The sequence below is a fragment of the Exiguobacterium sp. QJM3NY_9 genome (assembly GCF_056173545.1).
Window position 1 is genome coordinate 2437944 of record NZ_CM149679.1, and the last position, 23570, is coordinate 2461513.

Annotated in this window: 21 protein-coding genes and 1 other annotated feature; of the genes, 6 read left to right on the forward strand and 15 right to left on the reverse strand. The window is 45.8% G+C overall.

The window, feature by feature from the left end; translation table 11 throughout:
* Positions 1–7: 7 nt before the first annotated feature.
* From pseC to AC0VYQ_RS12560, 9 genes are all read right to left on the reverse strand, one after another.
* Positions 8–1180 carry a UDP-4-amino-4,6-dideoxy-N-acetyl-beta-L-altrosamine transaminase gene (pseC, locus tag AC0VYQ_RS12520; protein ID WP_475403673.1) on the reverse strand — a complete coding sequence of 391 codons (1173 nt, stop codon included), beginning with the start codon at positions 1178–1180 and terminating at the stop codon, positions 8–10.
* Positions 1181–1225: 45 nt separating this feature from the next.
* The gene (pseB, locus tag AC0VYQ_RS12525) at positions 1226–2194 is read right to left on the reverse strand and encodes a UDP-N-acetylglucosamine 4,6-dehydratase (inverting) (RefSeq protein WP_475403674.1); all 969 of its coding nucleotides are present in this window, start codon (positions 2192–2194) and stop codon (positions 1226–1228) included.
* Positions 2195–2286: 92 nt separating this feature from the next.
* Positions 2287–4194, reverse strand: a complete 1908-nt coding sequence (locus AC0VYQ_RS12530; protein WP_475403675.1) for a motility associated factor glycosyltransferase family protein — start codon at positions 4192–4194, stop codon at positions 2287–2289.
* A 151-nt stretch (positions 4195–4345) separates the two neighbouring features.
* Positions 4346–5212 (reverse strand): flagellin N-terminal helical domain-containing protein, encoded by an 867-nt coding sequence (locus tag AC0VYQ_RS12535; RefSeq protein ID WP_475403676.1) that lies wholly within the window; start codon positions 5210–5212, stop codon positions 4346–4348.
* Positions 5213–5438: 226 nt separating this feature from the next.
* Entirely contained in the window at positions 5439–6722 is a 1284-nt protein-coding gene (locus AC0VYQ_RS12540) for a methyl-accepting chemotaxis protein (protein WP_475403677.1), read from the reverse strand.
* Positions 6723–7306: 584 nt separating this feature from the next.
* Positions 7307–8821: an ABC transporter substrate-binding protein gene (locus tag AC0VYQ_RS12545; protein ID WP_475403678.1), complete on the reverse strand. Its 1515-nt coding sequence runs from the start codon at positions 8819–8821 to the stop codon at positions 7307–7309.
* A gap of 94 nt (positions 8822–8915) precedes the next feature.
* Positions 8916–9151 (reverse strand) — a binding site (T-box leader).
* Positions 9152–9213: 62 nt separating this feature from the next.
* Positions 9214–9606 carry a hypothetical protein gene (locus tag AC0VYQ_RS12550; RefSeq protein ID WP_475403679.1) on the reverse strand — a complete coding sequence of 131 codons (393 nt, stop codon included), beginning with the start codon at positions 9604–9606 and terminating at the stop codon, positions 9214–9216.
* A 378-nt stretch (positions 9607–9984) separates the two neighbouring features.
* Positions 9985–10815, reverse strand: a complete 831-nt coding sequence (locus tag AC0VYQ_RS12555) for a GNAT family N-acetyltransferase (protein ID WP_475403680.1) — start codon at positions 10813–10815, stop codon at positions 9985–9987.
* 63 nt (positions 10816–10878) lie between these two features.
* On the reverse strand, positions 10879–11361 hold the full coding sequence (locus AC0VYQ_RS12560) for a hypothetical protein (protein ID WP_475403681.1): 483 nt from the start codon (positions 11359–11361) through the stop codon (positions 10879–10881).
* Positions 11362–11499: 138 nt separating this feature from the next.
* On the opposite strand from AC0VYQ_RS12560, the gene AC0VYQ_RS12565 reads away from it, so the two are divergent.
* Positions 11500–12003, forward strand: a complete 504-nt coding sequence (locus AC0VYQ_RS12565) for a hypothetical protein (RefSeq protein WP_088837781.1) — start codon at positions 11500–11502, stop codon at positions 12001–12003.
* 48 nt (positions 12004–12051) lie between these two features.
* Here the strand turns inward: AC0VYQ_RS12565 and AC0VYQ_RS12570 are convergent, their stop codons facing one another.
* Positions 12052–13314: a HAMP domain-containing sensor histidine kinase gene (locus tag AC0VYQ_RS12570; protein WP_475403682.1), complete on the reverse strand. Its 1263-nt coding sequence runs from the start codon at positions 13312–13314 to the stop codon at positions 12052–12054.
* On the reverse strand, positions 13311–13973 hold the full coding sequence (locus tag AC0VYQ_RS12575) for a response regulator transcription factor (protein ID WP_088837783.1): 663 nt from the start codon (positions 13971–13973) through the stop codon (positions 13311–13313). The genes AC0VYQ_RS12570 and AC0VYQ_RS12575 overlap by 4 nt, the downstream gene beginning before the upstream one ends.
* Before the next feature lie 131 nt (positions 13974–14104).
* On the opposite strand from AC0VYQ_RS12575, the gene AC0VYQ_RS12580 reads away from it, so the two are divergent.
* From AC0VYQ_RS12580 to AC0VYQ_RS12600, 5 genes are all read left to right on the forward strand, one after another.
* Positions 14105–15244, forward strand: a complete 1140-nt coding sequence (locus AC0VYQ_RS12580) for a hypothetical protein (protein WP_475403683.1) — start codon at positions 14105–14107, stop codon at positions 15242–15244.
* A gap of 192 nt (positions 15245–15436) precedes the next feature.
* Positions 15437–18262, forward strand: coding sequence for a sensor domain-containing protein (locus AC0VYQ_RS12585; protein ID WP_475403684.1), 2826 nt, complete (start codon positions 15437–15439; stop codon positions 18260–18262).
* 86 nt (positions 18263–18348) lie between these two features.
* Positions 18349–19230, forward strand: a complete 882-nt coding sequence (locus AC0VYQ_RS12590; RefSeq protein ID WP_214892589.1) for a YitT family protein — start codon at positions 18349–18351, stop codon at positions 19228–19230.
* 32 nt (positions 19231–19262) lie between these two features.
* Complete coding sequence (locus AC0VYQ_RS12595) at positions 19263–20159, forward strand: alpha/beta hydrolase (RefSeq protein WP_088837787.1); 897 nt, start codon at positions 19263–19265, stop codon at positions 20157–20159.
* Between the two features lie 62 nt (positions 20160–20221).
* Positions 20222–20395, forward strand: coding sequence for a hypothetical protein (locus tag AC0VYQ_RS12600; RefSeq protein WP_157898495.1), 174 nt, complete (start codon positions 20222–20224; stop codon positions 20393–20395).
* A gap of 952 nt (positions 20396–21347) precedes the next feature.
* On the opposite strand, the gene AC0VYQ_RS12605 is transcribed toward AC0VYQ_RS12600, so the two are convergent.
* The 4 genes from AC0VYQ_RS12605 to AC0VYQ_RS12620 all read right to left on the reverse strand — a co-directional run bounded on the left by AC0VYQ_RS12605 (position 21348) and on the right by AC0VYQ_RS12620 (position 23556).
* Positions 21348–22172 (reverse strand): squalene/phytoene synthase family protein, encoded by an 825-nt coding sequence (locus AC0VYQ_RS12605; protein ID WP_475403685.1) that lies wholly within the window; start codon positions 22170–22172, stop codon positions 21348–21350.
* 136 nt (positions 22173–22308) lie between these two features.
* Entirely contained in the window at positions 22309–22533 is a 225-nt protein-coding gene (csrA, locus tag AC0VYQ_RS12610; protein WP_214807180.1) for a carbon storage regulator CsrA, read from the reverse strand.
* Positions 22533–22973 (reverse strand): flagellar assembly protein FliW, encoded by a 441-nt coding sequence (fliW, locus tag AC0VYQ_RS12615; protein ID WP_475403686.1) that lies wholly within the window; start codon positions 22971–22973, stop codon positions 22533–22535. Before fliW ends, csrA begins: the two co-directional genes overlap by 1 nt.
* A 4-nt stretch (positions 22974–22977) precedes the next feature.
* On the reverse strand, positions 22978–23556 hold the full coding sequence (locus AC0VYQ_RS12620; protein WP_475403687.1) for a DUF6470 family protein: 579 nt from the start codon (positions 23554–23556) through the stop codon (positions 22978–22980).
* Positions 23557–23570: the final 14 nt, after the last annotated feature.

Here is a 23570-nt window from a genome sequence, read left to right on the forward strand (position 1 = left end):
ATTTTCGTCACTTCCTATATCGATTCATGACTTTTGTTACTGCATCAATCACATCGTGTGCATCCTCTGTTGTCATCGCAGGAAAAAGAGGAAGTGTGATGATTTCTTCGTATAACTGTTCAGCATTCGGACAGATTCCTTTTGAATATCCCAATTCCTGATAATATGGCATCCAGTGAACAGGAATATAATGAACATTTACACCGATGTTTTCTTTTATCAATGCCTCGAAAATTTCTTTTCTAGTCGCTGTGAGCTTCTCTAAATTGAGTCGAATGATATAGAGATGCCAACTCGATTCTCCATCCGGATGCTGATACGGTATCTCAATTTCAGGAATATCTTGAAATGCTTGATTGTATAGCCCGACATATTGTTTGCGTCGATCTATGAAGCGTTCAATTTTTTTGAGCTGACTCGTACCTAGAACTGCTTGAATATCCGTCATTCGGTAATTGAATCCTAAAAACTGCATTTCATAATACCATGGTCCGTGGATATCTATAAGTTGGTCACTATTTTTAGTAATCCCATGAGTGCGAAACTGTAGTAATTTCTGATAATAAACCTCACTATTCGTCGTAATGATACCGCCTTCTCCTGAGGTAATGTGCTTTACAGGATGAAAACTAAACATCGTCATATCACTCAATCCACCGATGCGCTCTCCACTATACTTCGCACCTAGAGCATGGGCAGCATCTTCAATTACGGTTAAATTGTACATTTCCGCTAGACGATGGATTTCCTGCAATGCGGTCGGTTGCCCTGTAAAATGAACAGGAATGATGGCTTTCGTCTTCGGCGTTATCAACTGCTCGATTTGAGCAGGATCGATATTATAGGTTGCGTCATCGACATCTGCGAAAACTGGAATTCCCTTTTGATATAAGACACAATTCGCACTAGCTGCAAATGTCATTGGCGTCGTGATGACTTCATCACCCTCTTCAATTTCTGCCGCAAAACATGCTCCATGAAGCGCTGCCGTTCCATTTGAAAACGAAACGGCATATTTTGCACCGACGTAACGAGCAACTGCTTGTTCGAATTCTGCAACGGCTGGACCAGTCGTTAAGAAGTCACCCTTTAATACGTCGACTACTGCTTCGATATCATCGTCTTCAATCCACTGTTTACCATATGGTAAAAAAGTATCTCTCACAGGTTGATCATTCAATGTAAACTTCCTTTCACTCTCAATAAACCCAGTCCCGCATCATCTTCAATCTTTGATTAATTCTCTTAGTTCCTCTACCGTGAGCCACTGTTCATTCACATTACTGACGTATGTGAATCCTTCTTCTAGCGATCCCCCCCCATTTGAGTGTTCATTGCTCCACCAAGGAAACTCTGGCTGAATGACAAAATGATCATCATACTCTAACGTATGCCGTGCATCATCCTCTGTAATCATCGCTTCATGCAATTTCTCACCTGGTCGGATTCCGACAATTTCAATGTCACACTCAGGTGCGACTGCTTTAGCTAAATCAAGGATATTCATACTTGGGATTTTCGGAATGAAGATTTCGCCGCCTTTCATTCGATCCAGACTATCGATGACGAACTGCACGCCTTTTTCCAATGTGATCCAGAATCGAGTCATGCGCTCATCTGTAACGGGAATGACTGTAGTACCTTCTTGCTTCAGTTTTTTAAAAAATGGGACGACGCTCCCTCGACTTCCAACTACGTTGCCATAGCGAACGACCGCAAAACGGGTTTCTTTATCACCTGCATACGAGTTTCCAGCAACAAATAATTTATCCGATGCTAATTTCGTCGCGCCATAGAGGTTGATCGGACTAGCCGCTTTATCGGTACTCAATGCGATTACTTTCTTGACGCCACAATCGATAGCTGCCTCAATAATATTCTGTGCACCATGAATATTTGTCTTGACCGCTTCAAATGGGTTATATTCACATGCTCCGACATGCTTCATTGCAGCCGCATGAATAACGATGTCGACACCATCAAAAGCCCGATAAAGTCGCTCTTTGTCTCTGACATCACCAATAAAAAAACGAATGCGTGAATCTGTATATTCTTGTGCCATTTCATACTGTTTCAATTCATCTCGGCTAAAAACTATAACTTTTTTTACACCTTGCTTTAATATGGCAGAAACAAACTTTTTGCCAAATGAACCTGTTCCTCCCGTTATTAAAATCGTTTGATTTTTGAACATACTATTATTCCCTTCCAATTAAAGTAATATATATATTATTTTTCCATTTTTGAAAATATGATTAAATTTCTTGATGTACTTATATTTAATTGTCAATCAGCATCTGTACCTAATTCCTTAACGTTAATTGAAGTTAAATCGTTAATCTGCTCAATTAATCGGTTAGTCATTCGCAACATCAAATTTAAAATAATTAATCTCATGTCATTTGATGTTCGACATCTATTATGTAGCTTTATTTTATTTTGAATTATCAATAGATTTACCAGTTGAAGAGGCATTATATGCGTTCTAAAATTAGGCGATTCTATCATAAGATCCCAATATCTAAGTATTTTCTCAAATTCTTTTATTGTGATTGCTTTTTTATTTGAAAATTTTTGTATGAATTGACTGACCTTTTTTATATTTATATTTGCATCATAAAAAATATCTTTTACATATTCTATTGGTATATCAATAGAAGTTTGCATTGATTTTTTATCTAGTATTTGTTTTTTTATAGGTGTCATTTTAATCGTTTCGATTGATTGATACGGAATCGATCCAATTTTTGCTCCTTTTTCAGCATAGTTTACTAACTTTAATTTTAAATCAGGATAATTATCTAGTAGAGACTCATAACTTTTTAAAAAATTAGTGAGAACTTGTGTTGTTTTTCCAATTTCTCCGTTATTTAATGTTATATTATAAAGTTTTTTATCAAACTGTCCATTATTTGACGAAACTTCTTTTACAGAAGAACTATAATATTCTCCTTCTCTAAGACACAAATCCTGACCAATTAATCCAATCTTATCAAATCCTAAAAAATTCATAAATTTTACTGCAGAAATAGCAACTGTTGGAGCTGAATCAAATCTAGTAAATGAATATGAAAGTAGCTCATGTGTTAATGCTGCATCGGCATAAGGAATAAGTAATCCTTCTGAATGTTTAGGTATCTGATGATTCACTTGCAATGAATATACAAGCGGTACCTTGAGTTGTATATCTTTGAAAAAAAAAGCATTTGCCTCTCCTGCGTCAATTGAAATCACAAAATCCGGAGTTATATTATTTTTAAGTAGAACTTTTACAGTTTGACCAATAGCTATAATGTAATGTGAGTATTGTGCCTTTTGAAGGTACGGTAAACACTCCTCAAGAGATGGTCCACCTGCAATCATCAAACCAGAGCTTCCTTTGTATTTACCTTTAAGTAATTCGATATCAAATACTTTGTGAGTATTATTATTCAAATATATAGCATTTAAAAAAGTTTCCTTATACCATTTTTCAGTATATAAAACACGAGTATTTAAGTTAATATTATCTTCTTGAAGAAGATTTCTTATAGAGATTAAAACTTCAATGACTTTTTCTGAATGTACGTACAATGGATGAATAATCACTTCCGTCTTTATTCCTATGAATGTATCTAGTTTTTGATGAAGAGACTTCTTGTTTCTTTGATTTAAATTTTCGAAAACAAACTCAGATTTATTTTTAGTAACTATAGAAAACGGATCTACAGTCAATACATTATAATCTTTTAATAACATTGCATGTAGGATACCGCCTCCATATCCTATAAGTATTACGGCTTCCGTTTCCTTATGGATTCTTTCTACAACTTTCTTACATTCTTCAAATGTTTCATTTATAAAATAATGATTTTGATTCTCATCTTTTACTAAAGCCATGTAATTACCTAGATATTCAAAGGGAACAACTAAATTACTCTCATTTTCAAAAAACACTAGTTTTTCATATTCCGTTATCAGCAAACATAGATTATCGTGTAATACGTTCAAAAATACACTAGAATTTTCAAGTTTCATAGCTTGAAGTTGTGAAATATCCTGTTTTGTTCTTATACCACTAGAATTTATTTTAAATCCAAACACTTGAATTAGTTCTAAAATTTCATTTATAACTTCTGGAGAACTATATTCCGAAAAATTTATTATTTGTTTTTCAATATTTTTTAGTTCATGTAATACATCGTTATAGTTCATTTTTATGTCCCCATTTGAATATTTTATAATTATTAAAAGCTTATTTAATTTTTAGTATACATTCTATTTGATATATTTTCGATACAGTCTTAAAGTTATTTAAAAAGGGAACAGACAATTTGTCTGTTCCCTTTTTTAAGCTACTCCAAGATTAACGTAATAATTGGAGTACAGCCTGCGGCTGTTGATTGGCCTGAGCAAGCATTGCCTGTGCTGCTTGGTTCAAGATGTTATTTTTAGTAAAGCTCATCATCTCTTTAGCCATGTCAACGTCACGAATACGTGATTCAGCCGCTTGAAGATTTTCAGCTCCAACATTTAAATTATTGATTGTATGTTCAAGTCGATTTTGTGTTGCACCAAGTTTTGAACGTTCAGAAGATACTGTTTCAATCGCAGTGTTAATTGTTGTAATAGCTGAATTAGCACCTGATTGCGTAGCGATATTGACAGCTGCAACTGAAAGACCAGATGCTGTCATGTTACCGATTTCTAGAGTGATATTTTGTCCAGTATTAGCACCGATATGGAACTTAAGACCTTCAGTTGCTGGGATAGCAGAAACACCAGTTGATGCTGCTACTCCTGATGAAGCAACTCGGCTACCATCCATTAATTTTTTAGTGTTAAATTCAGTATTGTTTGCAATTCTTGACACTTCACTAGTCAATTCAGTAACTTCTTTTTGAAGTTCCGCACGATCTGCGTCCGTATTTGTATCGTTTGAAGATTGTACAGAAAGTTCACGCATACGTTGAAGAATTGAATGCGTTTCATTTAAAGCACCCTCAGCTGTTTGAATTAATGAAATTCCATCCTGTGCGTTACGTGAAGCTTGATCAAGACCACGAATTTGTCCACGCATTTTCTCAGAGATTGCAAGACCAGCAGCATCGTCGCCCGCACGGTTAATGCGAAGTCCTGAAGAAAGTTTCTCCATAGATTTTCCTGAGTTAGCAGTGTTCGCTGTCATGTTACGATGTGCGTTCATTGAGTTTAAGTTATGATTGATAATCATTCGTAGTTTCCCTCCATAGGAATAATTTTTTTTGTCTCTTTGAAGATCCATCTTCGCCGAGATGCGCCCCCTGGCCGGCCCAAGAGTAGCGCGGTGGTTGTAGTCGATGACTGCTTCCACTCTATATATCGTCGCCGTGCCGAAATGTTTAACAGTTTCTCTCAAAAAAAATAAAAAAAATTCAAAAGAAAAATCGCAGACGGGACTTCCGCCTGCGATTCTTATATTAGAGACGCGTTGCTCCTGTTTCTTCCTGCAATTGTTCTGCGACTGCGACCAACTCTTCCATCGCACCGTTGACTTCACTGAGTGATGCTGCCTGATGGCTTGAAGCTTGTAAAACTTGTTCTGCATGTTTTGACGCTTCTTCGACCATCGCCAGGATATTCGCCGTCGTCAAACCGACTTGATCGATTTCTTTGTCCGATTTTACGACAAGTTGATCGACGGATTTAACGCGTGAATAAACATGTTCTGTCGAATGGTGAATCTCTTCGAATGACGACCCTGCTTGTTCGACGAGTCCGACACCGGTCGCGACTTCTTTTTGGACGTCCGTCATTGCATTCGCTGTATCGTTGACGAGACGTTTCACACCAGAAATCAAGTCGGTGATTTCTTTTGCTGACGTCGCTGTTTGTTCAGCAAGCTTCTTGACTTCCGCCGCAACAACGGCGAAACCGCGACCGGCTTCTCCGGCACGTGCTGCTTCGATCGAGGCATTCAAACTGAGTAAGTTCGTCTGTGCTGAAATGTCACTGATGACGTCCGTGATTCGTGAAATTTCACCTGTCATATCCGTCAAACGCCCGTTCAGTGTCGCGGATTGTTCCATCTTACTAGAAATCATATGCATCGCTTCAACGGAATCCGTCGCGAGTGTCTTACCGTTTTCAGCTTCTGCCTGCATGACAGTCGCTGATTTCAAAGCTTCATTCATTTCCTTTGCGACTTCATCCATCGTTCGTTTGACCGTACCGAGTGCATCCATCGAGAGGTAGGCTTGATCGACGTTTTCGTTCATCTTCGTCGACAGCTCCGCCATTGCAGTCCGGATGCTTTCACCTGACGCGTTGCCTTCCTGGACAGCTGCCGCAATTTCCTGGGCTGATGCCGTCAGCTTATCGCTTGAGCTGCCCATCTGTGTCGCTTGCTTGCGGATATGTACTACCATCACTTCAAGTTCATGCATCAATTGATCGACTTCGTCACCACGCTTCGCTTCTTCGAAATCCACATCAAAGTTCCCGTTCGCGACTTCGCGTGCCGTTTGTGTCGCTTTTTCGATTGCTTTGATCGGCTGACGGAGAATCAATTGAATCAACAGTGATCCGAGAATCGACAAGACTAATCCGATACCCGCTCCAAATAAAATCGCCTGATTTTCCGCGACGTCGACTCCACGCGAGAGGAATAATGTCAGCTGGGCAGAAATTCCGCCTGTAATGATTGAAATCAAGAGAACCCATACAAATAACCGAATCTTTAAATTGCTACGTAACTTGCTCATATCCGTAACTTCCCTTCCTGATTCTTTTCTCAACATTCTCCTTATCGGCAAGACATGAGAACGCTTTAATAGAATTGACCTGATTTCAAAGTCAGTTAAATGATTTACTTGTCACAAAATAATAATTTGATTTATGCCAACGACAAATTAGTACAGCAGCGTGTAGACAAAGGAACATCAGGTAATAACGAGCGTCTTTTTTTCGTTGCTTTCCTCGGGCGAGGCGCAAGCCGTTGCTCCTTGATCCTCACGGACAATGAGCAACGGCTTACCTGCCTCTGAAAGTGCGTTAAAAACGCACTTTTCCCCGTAGGAGTCAACGAAACGTGACGCTTTTTAGGGAATAGCGTGACGGAAATCCAGTCATCCAGACGGTTTAGAACACATTCCGTCTTGAATCGCTTTAAACCGCTAACATCAATCAGTCGCAACCCTGCAGTGAAACGATGCGGAAGATTGCCGCTTGGAAGACGCGTCGAGGTAAGGAAGCGCAACATGACAATACCCGTTTAGAAAAACTCTTCCTGAAACAAAAAAACCGTCCGCTTTGTCATCTGAACATGACAAGGCGAACGGCTGATGTTTTACTTACGATCAATTTCAACGTACTTATACGAGATGTCTGTCCCGACGTTGTGTCGGGCGAGGTGCGTGACTTCCGTGTTTTGCAAGAAGGCGTTTTTGCGTTGGTAGACCGGCGAAATCGCTTGATCGTCGAGTAACAGCGATTCAGCCTGACTCAACAGTTCCAACCGTTTATTTTGATCGAGTTCTTTTTCTGCCTGTTGCAAGAGACGGTCATATTTTTTGTTCGAGTAATCCATCATGTTGAACGGATTTCCCGTCATGAACAAGTTCAAGTATGTCGTCGCGTCTTGATAGTCCGGTGCCCAGCTCGCGAGTGATAAATCGTAGTCCCCTCGTCCTTCACGGGCAAGACGTTCCTTCTTCGGCAGTGGCAAGAGTTTAACGTCGACGTTTTGACGCTTCAACGTTCCTTGGATATACTCCCCAATTTTTTTCGAGACGTCATCGTCCTCGATGATCATCGTCAATTCTAGATTTTGCGGTTCGAGGACTTTCTTCGCTTTCGCTTCGTCGAATGATGACGTGATTTGACGTGTTTTATCGTACTGCGGGTCAAGCTCTTGCGGGACGATATAATCGGCCGGTAACGAACCGTTTCCGAGTAACGTTTCCGTCAACGCTTCTTTATTATAAGCAGCGTCAATCGCTTGGCGGGTCTGCTTGTCTTTCAAAGCATCCGTTTTTTGATTCATCCGGATGAAGAACATCCGTGAATCACTGAACGTGTTGTACTCTTTTTTATCTTTATAGTTGATGACGTTTTCCGAGTTGAGCGGTGCGACATCGAGTTCGCCTGTTTCAAACAAGTTGATCGCAAGCATCGGGTCCTTGATGATTTTGACGTCGACTTCGTCAATCTTGACTTGTTTTTGGTCGGCGTAGTCAGCATTTTTCGCGAGCGTGTAGCCTTGCTCCGCTTGATACTTCTTGAACGTGAACGGTCCATTGTAGACATTCGTCTCAGGATCCGTCCCGAACTTGTCGCCTTGTGCTTCAACGATATCTTCACGGACCGGCATGTACGTCCCGAACGTCGTCATGCTGAGGAAGTACGGCGTCGGCCGTTTCAGTTCGATTTGTAACGTTTCGTCGTCGATGACTTTCGTTTCTTTGACGGGCTCAAGCAAGTACGCAAACGGTGAGTTCGTCTCGATGACGCGCTCATAGGCATAGCGGAAGTTTTCTGCCGTAACGGGTTTTCCGTCAGACCATTTCGCCGTCGGGTCAAGCTTAAACGTATAGACTTTACCGTCTTCCGATACGCTGTGTGACGCGGCAGCTGCCGGGACGAGTTCATTGTTTTCATCGAAGCGGTACAGTCCTTCATAAATCTGGTTGAAGATGTTCGACGTGATCGCATCTGCCGGGTCAACCGACAGGAGATCATAACTTTCCATCGTGTGCAGGACTTTCTTTTCGTTTTCGTTTGGTGCTGCCTGTTCTGTGTCTGTCGTCGAGCATCCTGCGAGTAGGAACGCCGTGCTTGCCGCCGCGATCAATGTCTTTTTCATAAAAAATTCCTCCTAAAGATAATGTGCGTTGGATGATTCGGCGTTCCTTGACGTAAAACAAAAGACGTCCTCTATGCATAGCAAAAGCTGCTGCATAGAGGACGCCTGTATCCGCGCGGTGCCACCTCTAGTTGAGACAAATGTCTCCTCTTGTCGCTGGTCCAACAACCAGCTAGCCCTGTAACGGGGGCAACCGTCCTGTCTACTGCAATCGTTCAACAGGCTCTCAGCGGTCCATTCCCTAATCAGCTTACCGCGTCAGGCTCTCACCTTTCCTGACTCGCTTTGTCGGCAGTGTTGACGGTACTTACTCCGCGTCGTTGATTTGTTTGATATGGCTTAACTTGGTCTTTACTTTACACGGCTCGGATTTCACTGTCAATCAAAAGTGCTCAAAACGGATGATCTTCCTGTTTCTCCTGTTCTTTCCGGACCGGACGGGGACGAATCGGTTCGACCCGCTCGACGTGTGTCCGCGTGATGATCCGGTTCCCGAATGCCGCGTCGAGTAAAATCGTGATCGCCGCTGCGATGTGCAACAACATCCCGACGACCGGAATGACACCGACTGTTGACGCGACGATTCCGACGATGTTCCCTTTTGAGACGTTGCCGGCCCGTGCCGTCAACACCACAACTACGATGTGGAACGCAAGCATCAACCATAACGCGTTATACCCTGACCCGAGAACAATCAATCCACCGAGAAACGGAATCCCGAGGATGGCCTCTAAACCACCTGACACCCACTTCAACGTCCGTAATGATTCCTGTCGATCATTCATGTCGTCGCCTCCTCTATTTTTCCATATGTCTAGTATACGACAAAACACGGGAGAGGTTTCAGACTTCCTTTAGATTATGAACTTATTTTTTTACGTGGTTTCCTTCTCTCCTTATCACTGGATTCCTAACAAAACAGTTTCCGTCGTCCGGGCGCGACTCCTACGGGAAAAGGAAGGGCTCGTCCCTTCCGTCAGGAACAGGCAAGACCCGGTCGGCTGCAAGTCGATCGCGGCTTGCGTTCCGCCCGAGGAAAGCGCGCCAACGGACGATAGGATACGACATCCTATTTTTTAAAAGAGTAGTAAGACCCAAACGCCTATGCCTTTTATAACGATTACATAAACAAGCCCACTCCCGTGGACTTTCGTTCAACCTTCTTATAATTCAAGCACGTGGAACTGATAACCGCGACCGACGACGAACCCAGCATCTTTATAGAGATCCAGTGCGCGGGCGTTATCCGTCTCGACATCGAGTTCAAGCTGCGTCCGACCTGTCCGGAACATCGCTTGGACCATCAGTTTCAACATCTTCTTCCCGTAGCCATTGCCCTGCGCTTCCGGACGAACGGCGAACGCATGGATGCTCGCTTGTGTCTCGGATGCTAAATATGCACGGACGACACCGACCGGCAGACCGTTCGTGACACCGACATACGTGACGCGATCCTCTGTCTCAATCGCTTGATAAATCGCTTCTGCCTCGTCCGCTGTATTTCCGAACGACTGTCCGAGCGTCTCGACGATGAACGGACGGTCCGATGCCGTCGCTTCGCGTAATTCGAAATCAGGATCTGCTTTTAAGAACAATTGCGCTTTTTTCAGCACCATATTGTATTCCGTCATCCGGTACTCTGCCCCAAGCTTGCCCAAGACTGCTTTACCGGATTGACTTGCATCATCAATGACGAACGTAAAGGCTTCCGCGCCCGTTTCGCGCGCTACGCCAGCCGCCGTTTCGACGAGCAATTTAAAAATCCCTTGCTGCCGGTAATCGGGATCAACGAAGACGTTGACTTCCCATTCTGTCGGTAGATACGCGAAGGCTTGCAGGTAGCCAATCAATTTTGAGCCGTCGTAGACAGCAAAATCATTCTCGCCGACATAATCTGCCGCCACCTTCAATTCAATTCCATCATGATCGTTGACACATTTCTCAAGTTGCAAGACATCTGTCGTTTGTAAGACTTTCGTTACTGTAAATTCCATCTCTCTTCACCTCAACCTTTACTATAGCGAACCACTAAAAGAAGCACTAGCAAAAGCTAATGCTTACTGCAGTTTAAATGTTTTCATCATCCGCGGAACGTGGTATGTGATCAAGCGTTCGATTGTTTTGTTCCCGACCGCACCTTTAACGGCTTCCGTCGGTTGGACATAATAGTACGTTTTATTGCCCTTCGTCCCAAGATACGTGCCGTACCCGACTTGACGGTCGAACTGTTTTTTCGACAGTTTCTTCGGTTCGTAGTTCAAGTTGACGAGCAACTGATCTTTTCCCTTCACCTTATAGTAGAGCGAAAACGTTCCGCTTCGTGTCACGGTACCGTACTTCGTCTTGACCGTCTTGTTTTTGATCAGCTCGACTTTGTCTTGCGCGATTGCTTTCTTCAGCGTTTCTGTCGCCTTGACGGTATAACCAAGCTGTTTGTTTTGAACCATCCCTTTTTGATAAGAGACGTTCGTCGCACCAAAGGCCGTCACCGGAATCAGACATGCCCCAATTAATAGTCCTGTCATTGCGATTCGTTTCATGCTGATTCCTCCTTTATGTATGCGATAATAATAAAATTCCCTTTCGTACAATAGGTAAACCTTATTCTCGAAAAAGATTTGACGGAATTGTCTAAATTTCTTACGATAAGAGTAACGAAACGAAATGGGGTTAAAAGGATGGCTGAACAAGAACAATTAACACAAGAACAGCTCGATAATCTGCTCAAGAACTCATTCGCGATGCAGGTACCAATCCTCGAGAAGTTCATGAAAGATACACATGACCGCTATGCACTCGCAACGACTTCTTTCAAACGGGATATGGACGCGATGAAAGAATCGGAATGGCATCAATTCTTCGCCGGCAAATTGTTACCGCACTTCTTCCTCGAGCATCTTGGATTCGGCGCTTCGTTCCGCTTCAACGGACACGATAAAGAAGTCGACCTCCCGGAAAACGTCGTCCCTGTCCGTAATGATGCAGATGACCAAATCGCGAAAGTCGTCCTCGGCGTCGAAAAAGCGATGAAGGACATGCACATCAAAAACCACAACCTCGTCGCGAAATTTTACCAAGAGACACTCGAACTCGCTTGCCAAATGGGCAGCCGCGTCGGCATGAGTGATGAATTCTATACACTCGTCAAACCGAGTCTCGTCCACGAAAACGAATCAAAATAAGCACTGACAGCCCCGCTCCTCTCGACGAGGAACGGGGCTTTTTTTACATTATAGACGAATAAAGAAACACGCTCCGCCTTGCGGACTCGTTCGAACGCCATAGACCAGTTCATGGCTGTCGAGAATCAAACGGCTAATCGCAAGCCCGAGCCCGTGCCCGGAACTGCCGTCTTGTTTGACGTACAAATCCCAAATCGTCGCCCGGTCGGACTCCGGGACGCCACGCCCCGCGTCCTCGACCGTCAATTCAGTCTCCGTCAGCCGAATGATGACCCGGCTATCAGGCGGAGCTGCCGCGTGGGCATTCATCAGGAAGTTGACGAGGACCCGTTCGAACATATGCCTGTCAACAAGACGCGTGACGGGCACAGCTTCAGCGACGAGTGCCACCCCCTCCTTCTCAAACGTCGCCTCCAACCGTCCGACCGTATCGAACACCAGGTCGTCTAGTCGCGTCTCAATCCGCTCGAGCGGCATCATCCCTCCGGCAAGCTTCGAGTAGACGAGCGTCTCATCAATCAATAGGCCGAGGCGATCCGTCTCCTCGATGATGCTGTCCGTGACATCCGGTAGTTCGTCTAGCGGAATCACCCCTGCTGCGAGCGCCTCCGTTTCGTTGCGGATGATTGCGAGCGGCGTCCGCAAATCATGGGTGATACCGGCGATGAATGACTTTTGCAACGTTTCTTTTTGGAGGAGTTGTTCCTGCATCTCATCGACGGCAGCAATCAACTCACCGACTTCATCATTCGGTCGTTCGGGTAGCGGGACGCTTTTTTTTCCCGCTCCGATTTGCTGGGCGACGGACCGTAAGTTGACGATCGGCCGCGTGAACTGTCGTCCCATATAATAAGCAAGCCCTGTCGCAAGCAACAAGGTCACGAGGAGCGCGACACCAATCGCCAAGTAGACACCGTTCAACGCACTACTCGCGAGCGGTGCATTCCGAATCGTCGTGATGACCGTGTCCCCCTCCTTCAGCTGATAGGTCAACAAACGTTGATTCTGAACATCAATCACGTCTTGTTGCTGCAACTTCTCGAGCGCCGGTAAGTTGACCGGTTGCGGTCCTCGTCCACCGAGGCGTTGCGTTTGTCCGTCGATCGTGATGAAACCTTGAATGTCACGGGGAAGCGGTTGATTGCCGTCGATCGCTTCTTGAATGATATTTGCTTCACGTGCGAGTTGACTGTAGCGTTCGTCTTCCGCAAACCGATTGACGAGCACCGCCGTCAAGATAAAACTCAAGCTACCCATGACGAGGAGCGGTGCGACGACCGCCAGTAAAAACTTCCGCATCAATTTACTCATTCCATCGCCTCCAGTCGATATCCGACCCGGTGGACCGTCTTTAACTGTTGTTTGATCGTCGGTAACTTATCACGCAATTGTTTGACGTGCGTATCGACGGTCCGGGTATCGCCACCGAACGTATATCCCCAGACATCATCCAGGATTTGATCGCGACTGAGTGCTTCACCGATATGTTCGACGAAATATGTCAACAGCTCAAACTCCATCTTCGCCAGACTGAGCGACTGCTCGCCGTTTTTGACGAGACGCGCTTTCGGATCCAGTGTTAAATCACCCAACCGGAAGGCGGTGTCTTTCGGACGCTGGTTCAGCGCCCGCTCGAGCCGAATCGTCAGTTCTTTCAAGACGACGGGTTTGACAAGGTAATCGTCTGCTCCGAGCTCAAGTCCGAATACACGGTCATCCGCTTCACCACGCGACGTCATCATGAAGACGACGGGCGGCATAGCGACCGCTTTAATCGACGGGACGAGCGACCAGCCGTCCCCATCCGGGAGTCGAACATCGACGAGGACCGCGTCAAACGTCGTTTTGCTTAAGGCGTCCTTCGCTTGTCCAATCGACATCGCGAGTGTCACTTCATATCCGTGGTGCCGTAAAAAACGTTCTGTCACGTGTGCTAACTTTACTTCATCTTCAATCAATAAAATATTCATCGTTATCCCTCCACATGCTTAGTGTACCGCCTTTTCCAGCCGATTTGCTTTTCTTGGCAATTTCTTTGCAACTTCCTCACAACTTCGTTTTCGATCCACGCTAACATACAAGGTGAAAGGAGTGATCAACCATGAAATTCAAAAAACAATGGATCACCGCACTTACAATCAGCGCATTAACAGTAGGAGGAGCTTCTGCTCTCGCTGCAACAAATGATAGCGATGCATCGAAAACGAAATCCGAGCGTCATCACTTCGAAGGTATGAAAAAAATGGACGTTACAATCCTCTTAGATAAACTCGGCATCACAGAAGACGAGGCACAAACAGCACGGGAAGCGAAGACATCGATCGCTGAGCTTGCAGAAGAAAAAGGCATCTCGTTCGCCGACTACAAAGCGGCTGAACTTGCAGCAACAAAAGAACAACTCGCTAGTCTTGTCGCGTCAGGGGATCTTACGAAAACACAATCCGCTGATATGTTAGAACGTCAAACGGAGCGCTTCAGCAAAGTCTCGAGCTATGACGAATTGAAAGAACAGCAGCCTAAAGGGCAACGTCACGGTGACAAGGGCGGTTTCTTTAATAAAGAACTCGTCGCAGATGTCCTTGCCGCACTTAACTTAAATCAAGAGGACTTCGATGCTGCGAACCAATCACTCGCCGCGTTCGCGAAAGCCCAATCAATCCAGTTCGCCGACTACAAAAAAGCGGTCATCGCCTCACAATCAGAACAACTTGACCAATTCGTCAAAGACGGTAAGATGACGGAAAAACAAGCGACGTCGATTAAAGAACGGATGACGGAAGAGTTCTCAGACATGACGAGTTATGACGAATTGCCGGATCGGGAAAAACAAGGACAAGGCAAACGTGACGGCGGACCACGCGACGTCTTCGGTGACACGACTGCAACGGTCTTAGCGAGTCTCAAACTCGATGAAGCGAAATTCGAAGCCGCCGATCAAGCACTTCCTGAATTTGCGGAAGCGAACGATATCGCCTTCGACGACTTCGAGCAAGCGGTCCTCACCTCTCAAACGGCTGCAATTGATGCGAAACTAGCAGACGGTTCCATCACAGAAAAACAAGCGACGTCGATGAAGGAACGGATGCAAGAACGTGCGGATCAGGTCTCAAGTTATGACGACCTTAAGCAAGGACCACGCGATGGTGGACAAGGTGGACGTCACCACGGAATGAACGAAAAGAATACGGATCAATCAACGGATCCGAATGCAAGCGAGACATCTGTCGATCTTGCAATCTAACTTTAGTTTCCCTACGCTAACGGATCGACATGTGCTTGCATGTGTTGATCCGTTTTTTTAGATTCCCTTTCTTTTTTTTTGAAAAAATAGGTCTATTCTTCGAACTTTAATTGCAATTGTTCTCACTTTAACCCGATACTAGAAAGGAGACGCGTTCTATTATGAATTACATTCTAGCGAGGAGATTTGACCATGACTTTTTTCGACGCTATGCAACGACTAAGTCGTTCATCTACATCCCCTCTGTTCATTGGTGGATTAGAACTCTCACATCCGGATAGCGCGGAATTTTTTTTCCAACAAAATGCGGATGTGATATTCTTCTTTAATCACCTCGGTGAAATCATCTATTTCAATGAACAATTACCTACGATACTCGGTTATTCGAGTGAAACGTTGTATGAGCACTTCGCCGTGTTTAATCCACCAGAACAAGTGGATGCGGTCACTTCATTTTTCGAGCGTGCCCTTGCTGGGGAAACCGTTCATTATACGGCGCAAGGATTACACCACGATCAACATCGACTGACGTTAAAGATTACGAACATGCCGATTTTTCAAGACAATCAAGTCATCGGCGTGTACGGGATGGCACGCGATATCACACGGGAGAAACAGCTTGAAGAGGATGTCGTTCAAATCCGTTCACAACTCGAATTGACGGAACAAGTGCCGGAACTCGTCGTCTTTCATTACGATCCGTCTTCAAAGACGATTGAACAGTCTGTCTCCTTAATGAATTACTTAGGTGTGTCTTCCGACGCATTAGGGCAATTATCGCGCAAACAGTTACACAACCGGATTCACCCACGTGATTTCGATCCACTTCGCTTTCAAATGGAACGACTCATCGATCGTGAGGTCGAGATGTTCGAACAAGAGGTATCTGTTTTAAATGCCGCGAACGACTATCAGTTATTGCGATTAAAAGCATTTCGACGATCGGAAAGCGACACAGTGATTGCTGTTGTCCTATATGATTTATCAGAAGTCAGTGAGGCACGCCATCAATTAACGTTCGAGCGCGATCAAACACGTGAAATCTATGAAGCACTCGATGCTGCGATTTCTCAAATTGACCTCTCGACTGGACGTCTGTTATTTCATTCGCGGGGATTCTTGCAAATTTTTGAGGAACTACCAGAGGATTTGTGTTTGAGTCAAGATTGGTTATTCGAGCGTATCGATGAACGCGATCACCTTGCGATGCAACAATTTATTGAGCAACTGACATCCGGTAAAGCTGGAACGCTCCAGTATCGTCTCCGCTTTTCCGATGGTCGGCTAAAATGGATTGAAGATCAGCAACTGCCTGTCTTCCATCTCGATGGGACGATTGCTTATTCGAACAGCATCATGCACGATATCACGCTTCAAAAAGACTACGAGGAACGCCTGCAACAACTGGCACTCCGTGACACCGTAACCGGTCTGCCGAACCGTGTCGCGTTGACCGATACAATCAACGCCTGGATAAAAGCAGACCGCCCTTTTTCGATTTTGTCAGCCTCGTTTAATCGCATCACGGAAATCAACAATGCGTTCGGACATGCTTCTGGAGATCAGTGGCTCCAGGCAACCAGTCAATTGCTGCAGACCGAGAAACCGGACGACGTCTTTCTCGGACACCTCGGTGGCGACGAGTATACGCTGCTCGTGCCCGCCAGCTATACGGACGATGTGACGTCTTGTGCGGAAAAGTTACTCGACCTGTCGGCTCGTCCGATTCTCATCGAGCCCTATGCGTTATTCGCCCGTATTTCAGCCGGTGTCAGCCGGTTTCCGGAAGACAGTCGCGATGCTGTCGAGTTGCTAAAACACTCGTATACAGCATTACGACGTTCGCGCCGCGAGGATCATAATGCCGTGCATCACTATGCTTCGAGCCTCGACATCGATTATTATCGTCGCTATCGTCTCGAACAAGATTTACATTATGCGATTGAGCGCGATCAATTGTTCCTTGAATATCAACCGAAAGTCGACAGTTGGACAGGAAAGATCATCGGCCTTGAAGCCTTAATCCGTTGGCAACATCCCGAATGGGGACGGATTCCGCCAAACGACTTCATTCCTCTTGCCGAGGAAAGTTCATTGCATCTGGCGATTGGCGACTGGGTCGTCGATACAGCTTGTCAGGCGATGAAGACGTGGGCCCGTGCCGGGGCGAACCTGATTCCGATTTCGGTCAATGTATCACCAAAGCGTTTTTTAATCCCCGGGTTCGAACGTCAAATCGAACAGGCGTTGTTGAAGTATAGCCTGTCTCCACATTTGCTCGAACTTGAAATCACGGAAGCTGCCTTAATCATGGATGATCCGAACACAAGCCGGATGCTGGAGCATTTAAGCCACCTCGGCGTCCGGATTGCTTTAGATGATTTCGGTAAAGGCTACTCGTCGATGGTCTACTTACAGCGTTATCCGATTGATGTCGTCAAAATCGACCGCCAATTCGCGACGCATATCGCGGACGATGCGAAAGCACAAGCCATCGTCAAAAGTATTCTCTACATGGCGTCCGTCTTTAATCTTTCCGTTGTTGCAGAAGGTATTGAAACGATACGACAGCTGGAAACGTTCCGTGCATTGAATTGTCCGAATATCCAAGGATATTTGTTCAGTCGCCCTGTTCCGACCGACGTCATGCAAAGCTTCCTGTTACGCGAAATTTTGTATCCGATCGAAGCCTGTTCGCTCGCCGGCGACAGTACCCCGAGCTTTTCTGTTGAAGGAAAAATTAAAATGCTGACGCACCATGAGACGGAGCTCGATTTTAACTACTCGGATATTCATGCGCATCAGACGGATACGCGCCACTTGTACTTTTCGACCGAGGTCCCGCTTCCGCTTAATACCGCGACCTTCGAAGTCCGTTTATCCGAAGGGATACAACTTGTCAGCTTTACACTGACCGTCATCGGTTTCGAACAAGGGCAATATATCGGAAAATATACTTCGAGTCCTGAAGCAGAACTGGTCTTACGTTTTTTCCAATCGATTCGCCCGCTCGTCTAATCATTCGCACTAAGGTTGCTCTCGCATGCCTTAGTGCTTTTTTGTTATAGTAAACACAGAAACACTTTTCAAAAAGGAGGAATTCGATGAGTGGCGCGACCCAAACGAAAGCTCACCGACGAACGACAAAATGGCAACTTGTACGCCGCCTTTTGTTATTGACGATTGGGGCCATCGTCTTCGCAATCGGCCTGAAAGGATTCCTCGTTCCGAATAATATCATCGATGGCGGGATTGTCGGGATTTCCATCATCGGCTCAAAACTGACGGATACGACACTCGCATTATGGCTCTTCTTCTTAAATATCCCGTTCATCTTTTTTGGTTACAAACAGATTGGTAAGACCTTTGCCCTGTCTACGCTTTATGCAATTTTCATCATGGCGGTCGCGACGAAATTACTCGAAGGCATCGGACCGATGACGAACGTCGATCTCCTTGCGACCGTCTTCGGTGGTTTAATTCTCGGAATTGGCGTCGGTATCGTCATCCGGGCCAGTGGATCGCTTGACGGGACAGAGATTCTTGCTGTTTCCTTCAGTCGCTCGACCCCTTTTTCCGTCGGTGAAATTGTGATGTTCTTTAACGTCTTCATCCTCGGAGCAGCCGGATTCGTCTTCGGTTGGGACCGGGCGATGTACTCGCTGATTACGTATTTCATTGCCTTCAAGACAATTGATGTCGTCATTGACGGACTCGATCAATCAAAGAGTGTGTGGATCATTTCCGAGAACTACGAAGAAATCGGCCTTGCCATCATGGACCGGCTCGGTCGGAGCATGACGTACTTAAATGGAGAAGGATCCTTTTCCGGGGATGATAAGAAAGTCATTTTTTGTGTCATCAGCCGGCTCGAAGAAACGAAATTAAAAGAAATCGTCCGCGACTTCGACGAACAGGCCTTCATCGCCATCGGCAACATTCATGACGTCCACGGTGGCCGCTTCAAGAAAAAAGATATTCATTAATTCACAGTTGTTCGAGAAAGGGAGTCGCGCCGTTGTTGAAGAAACATCGCAAGAAAATCATCGGGGGATTGATCCTCGTCATCGTTCTTTTGTTGATTGCTCTCGTCGGAATTTCTGCTTATGTCGGTTCGTCCTTAACGAAACCGGAACGGGAAGCATTGACGACGAACCCTAAAAAAGCGGAAAAACTGGCTTATGAAGACGTCTCCTTCCGCTCGCTAAAAGATCGCACGCGTTTATCCGGCTGGTGGATTCCGAGTGAGGACGCGAAACTGACAATCGTCTTTGCTCACGGCTATGGGAAAAACCGGGAACAGACGGATGTCCCCATCTTCCCGCTCTTCAAAAAATTTCATGATGCCGGCTATAACGTCTTAACATTTGATTTCCGCGGGTCCGGGATCTCGGAAGGAAAACGTGTCACGGTCGGGGCAAAAGAACAAGATGACTTGCTGACAGCTGTCAGCTATGCCAAATCACGTGCTTCAGAGCCGGTTGTTCTTTATGGTATCTCAATGGGCGCTTCGACTGCCCTTGTCACGGCTCCAAAAGCAGATGTCGCCGGTGTCATCGCGGATAGTCCGTTCAGTGATTTAGAAAATTATTTAGAAACGAACCTCCCCGTCTGGAGCGGGTTGCCGAACTTCCCGTTCACACCCGTCATCCTGCAAGTGACGCCTCCACTGACAGGGCTGAACCCGGAACGTGTCAAACCGATTGAAGCGATTCGACGGATTGATCTTCCCATCCTGATGATTCATGGCAAGGACGATGATGCGATTCCGGTCACGGAAAGCATGCGCCTTCAAAAAGCGGCGCCACATTCTGAGCTTTATGTGACGGAAAACGGCGGACATGTCCAGTCTTATGCCCATGACCGCAAAGCCTATGAAGACAAGGTCCTATCTTATTTAGAAGACATCAAATAGTTGTACTAACCTTGCCGAAAAAAGAGTATTCATACGCCGATTCAGATTGGAGCACGGTAAATATGAACACACTTTTAATTCTTTTGATGCTTGTCCTTACATTCGTGATTGTCAGTCTGGGTGTATTCTTTTTAAAGTTTTCCGCTACTCCCAATCCATCGACACGCGTCTCCGGATTGATTTTAGTCGGCGCCGGAGCCATCGGTTGTATCGTATACGTTGTAGCAACTCTTTAATTAAGGAACAGTCGCTGTACCTTCAATCTCTTAATCCAGAAAAAAGAGTCAATCCAAGCTGATCTTGTATCAGTAGGTTAGACTCTTTTTTGTTTGGGACGACTTCACTAAAATGATTCGAAGTAGAGAAAACACGGCGACTACGCTTATGACGTGTGAACATGCTATAACGAGATGCAATCCATTCGCGCTTCCCTGTCTCGCCTCGTCTTCAAAGCGGCAATGTTCCGCGCCGCTACAGCAAAGCTGCAGGGTCGCGACCGATTGCTTTTCGCTTTAAAAGCGATTCGAGACAGATTGCGCTCTAAACCGCCTGCATGTCTGGATTTCTGTCACGGTATTACCTAAAAAGCGTCACGTTTCGTTGACTCCTACGGGAAAAAGTGCGTTTTTAACGCACTGTCAGAGGCAGGCAAGACCCTGCTCGTTGTCCGTAAAGACCAAGGAGCAACGGCTTGCGCCTCGCCCGAGGAAAGCAACGAAAAAAGAGACGCTTTCTCTCCCGATAGTTCGTTGTCTACAGTCTGAGTACGTTTTTAGCGCACTTTCAAAATCAGGCAAGACCCTGCTCGTTGTCCGTAAAGACCAAGGAGCAACGGCTTGCGCCTCGCCCGAGGAAAGCAACGAAAAAAGAGACGCTTTCTCTCCCGATAGTTCGTTGTCTACAGTCTGAGTACGTTTTTAGCGCACTTTCAAAATCAGGCAAGACCCTGCTCGTTGTCCGTTAGGACCAAGGAGCAACGGCTTGCGCCTCGCCCGAGGAAAGCAACGAAAAAAGACGCTTTCTCTCCCGATTACACGTTGTCTACACGTTTAAACCCAGCTACTACACTGTTCAGAAACCGCGGCAAAACATTAAAGTTCCGGACTCTTGCTAACGACAAAAAACACTTACCCACACGCCTCATCCTGCCAAGCGTCATGTGTAAGTGTTTCTCTTTTAGTCAGGTCATCATCGTTTTAAAACCGCACTTCCGACGATTTTCAAGACTTCTGGTCGACTGAGCTTCTCTTTTCCCCGAGCGAGCGCATCCAGCGTTCCATGTGCGAGGGCAAGTGGAATCTTACAAAACTCATAGATCGTCGTCTCTTTCGGAATCGACGCGAGATACCGGTCCGCTTCTGCCAAGTTATCCTGCGCGTACATAAACATCGTCTCCGTCGTCCAACCGGGTGGGAAGTACCCGACACCACGTTCTGCGTCTTCTTGTTGATTCCGTAAGATGTTAACTGCTTGGAGTCCCCGACCAAAACCAATCGCCTGTTGCTTGTCCGTGACGATACCCGCTTTCCAGTACCAAATATCTGACAACATGACACCGACGAGTCCCGCAACATAATACGTGTACTCATCAAGATCCGCTTCCGTTTCGACCGTCCAATCACGTTCTGCCCAGACGGCCATCCCTTCTGCCATCTCTGCCGTCGATTCAAGAACTTTCGCTCGGATACCACTCGGGCAGTAGGCAATCCATTCTGAAAGACGAAGTGTCACTTCCGGCAACTGATTTGCATACGGTGCAATCAATGCTTGATAAGCAGCTCCCGAAAACGTTCCACGCATCTGGAGGGCCGTCTCCCGAAGGAGCGTCGTCTTGACGTCTGTCGGCAAGTCTTCATGGTCCTCAATCTCATCAATCGCACGCATGCACAGATAGGCAGACCCGACTGCCTCTTGCAGTTCTTGCGATAGGCGACTGATTGGTATATAAAAGGTTCGGCTCGTCGCTTTTAGTACACGATTCGCATCTTTTTTCAGCTGCTTCGTCTCATTCATTGCTTACACTCCCTCTTTGTCTAAAAAGGTTTCTTTTCTCTACATTACTATACACGATTCGAAAGGAATGAGCATTTTTTTCGTGGAAATGAAAAAACTTCTTTTGGTCGCGTGCGCACAAAAGAAGTTCACCTCATTATTCAGAACGCTGTTTTAACAACTGACTCATCAATCCGGTACTTCGAGATGCTTCCGCATTTTCATCTTGGATTGCAAGATAAATTTCTTTCCGATGGATGTCGATATGACGTGGTGCCTCGATTCCGAGTTTGATTTGGTCTCCTTCGATTGCAAGAACCGTCAACTCGATATCATCCCCGATTTGAATCGCTTCCCCCGTTTTACGTTTTAAGACGAGCATCAGCGACCACCTACTTCCGTTAGACTACCAATCACATGCCGGTTTGAATACGTTTCATCAAGGATGACCTGTTTCGCTTGCCGACGTTTCGTCTCCATGACGAACGGTGCGCGTAAGTTCGTCGTCGACTCCTCGAACCGCTCACGTAACGTGACCGTCGTATAGACAGCGACTTGTGCCGTATCTTGGATACCGAGTTGTTCTTTCGCTGATTCTGGTAATTCAAAGACATACTCCGGATCAATCCAAAACGGATTCGTCACGACGAATGCGCATTCCGTTTGATCAATCGATTGGAAGGACCAGAACGGAATGCCTTCTCCGAACGGTAATAAGATAAAACGACGTGCCTCTGGAAAACCGGGTACTTCGGAAGCGAACGTGATGATTTCACTTTCCTCGATTTGAACCATTCCAAAAAAATCTGTTTCGATATGCATGTGATTATCCTTCCCCATCGAATATGCCGCCGACTGGCCACATATCCAGTTGATTTTGTTCCCGTAGGTAAATTTCTGTCGTGCCTGGCGTGACGTTTAATTCCGGTCGATGTATCTCAACATCAATTCGCGGTTTTTGCGCCGTATAGTTGACACGCACCTCTGCCGGTGTGTAATTGATTTTGACCCGGTCGAGACTGCGTGGCGTAAAGCCGAGCGTCGTCACTTCTGCCGGTGGTGCTTGCCGGGACGTCGCGATACGAGCAACGGCATCTCCCCGTTGTTCGATCCGCATCAACTGATCCCCTTCAGCTGCTGCCCGTCCGACTGCTTGTTGTCCCATTTGTCGTCCGTAATCAGCATAACGCTGAACGGATTCAAATGCCGGGATTCGTCCGATTTCAATCCAGGCCTGGGACGAATCAATTTCGAGTCGTGCCGCGACCGTTTCGAGCGACAGCTCGCCTTTCGGTTGCTCGATTGACAAGGACGCTTGTTGTTGGTGTTGTTCAAGTGTCGCCCGTGTCGTATTGATACCGATTTTAGCAGACGTTTGACGCATTTCAAGATGCGGAAGGTTCATCTCCCGTCACCTCC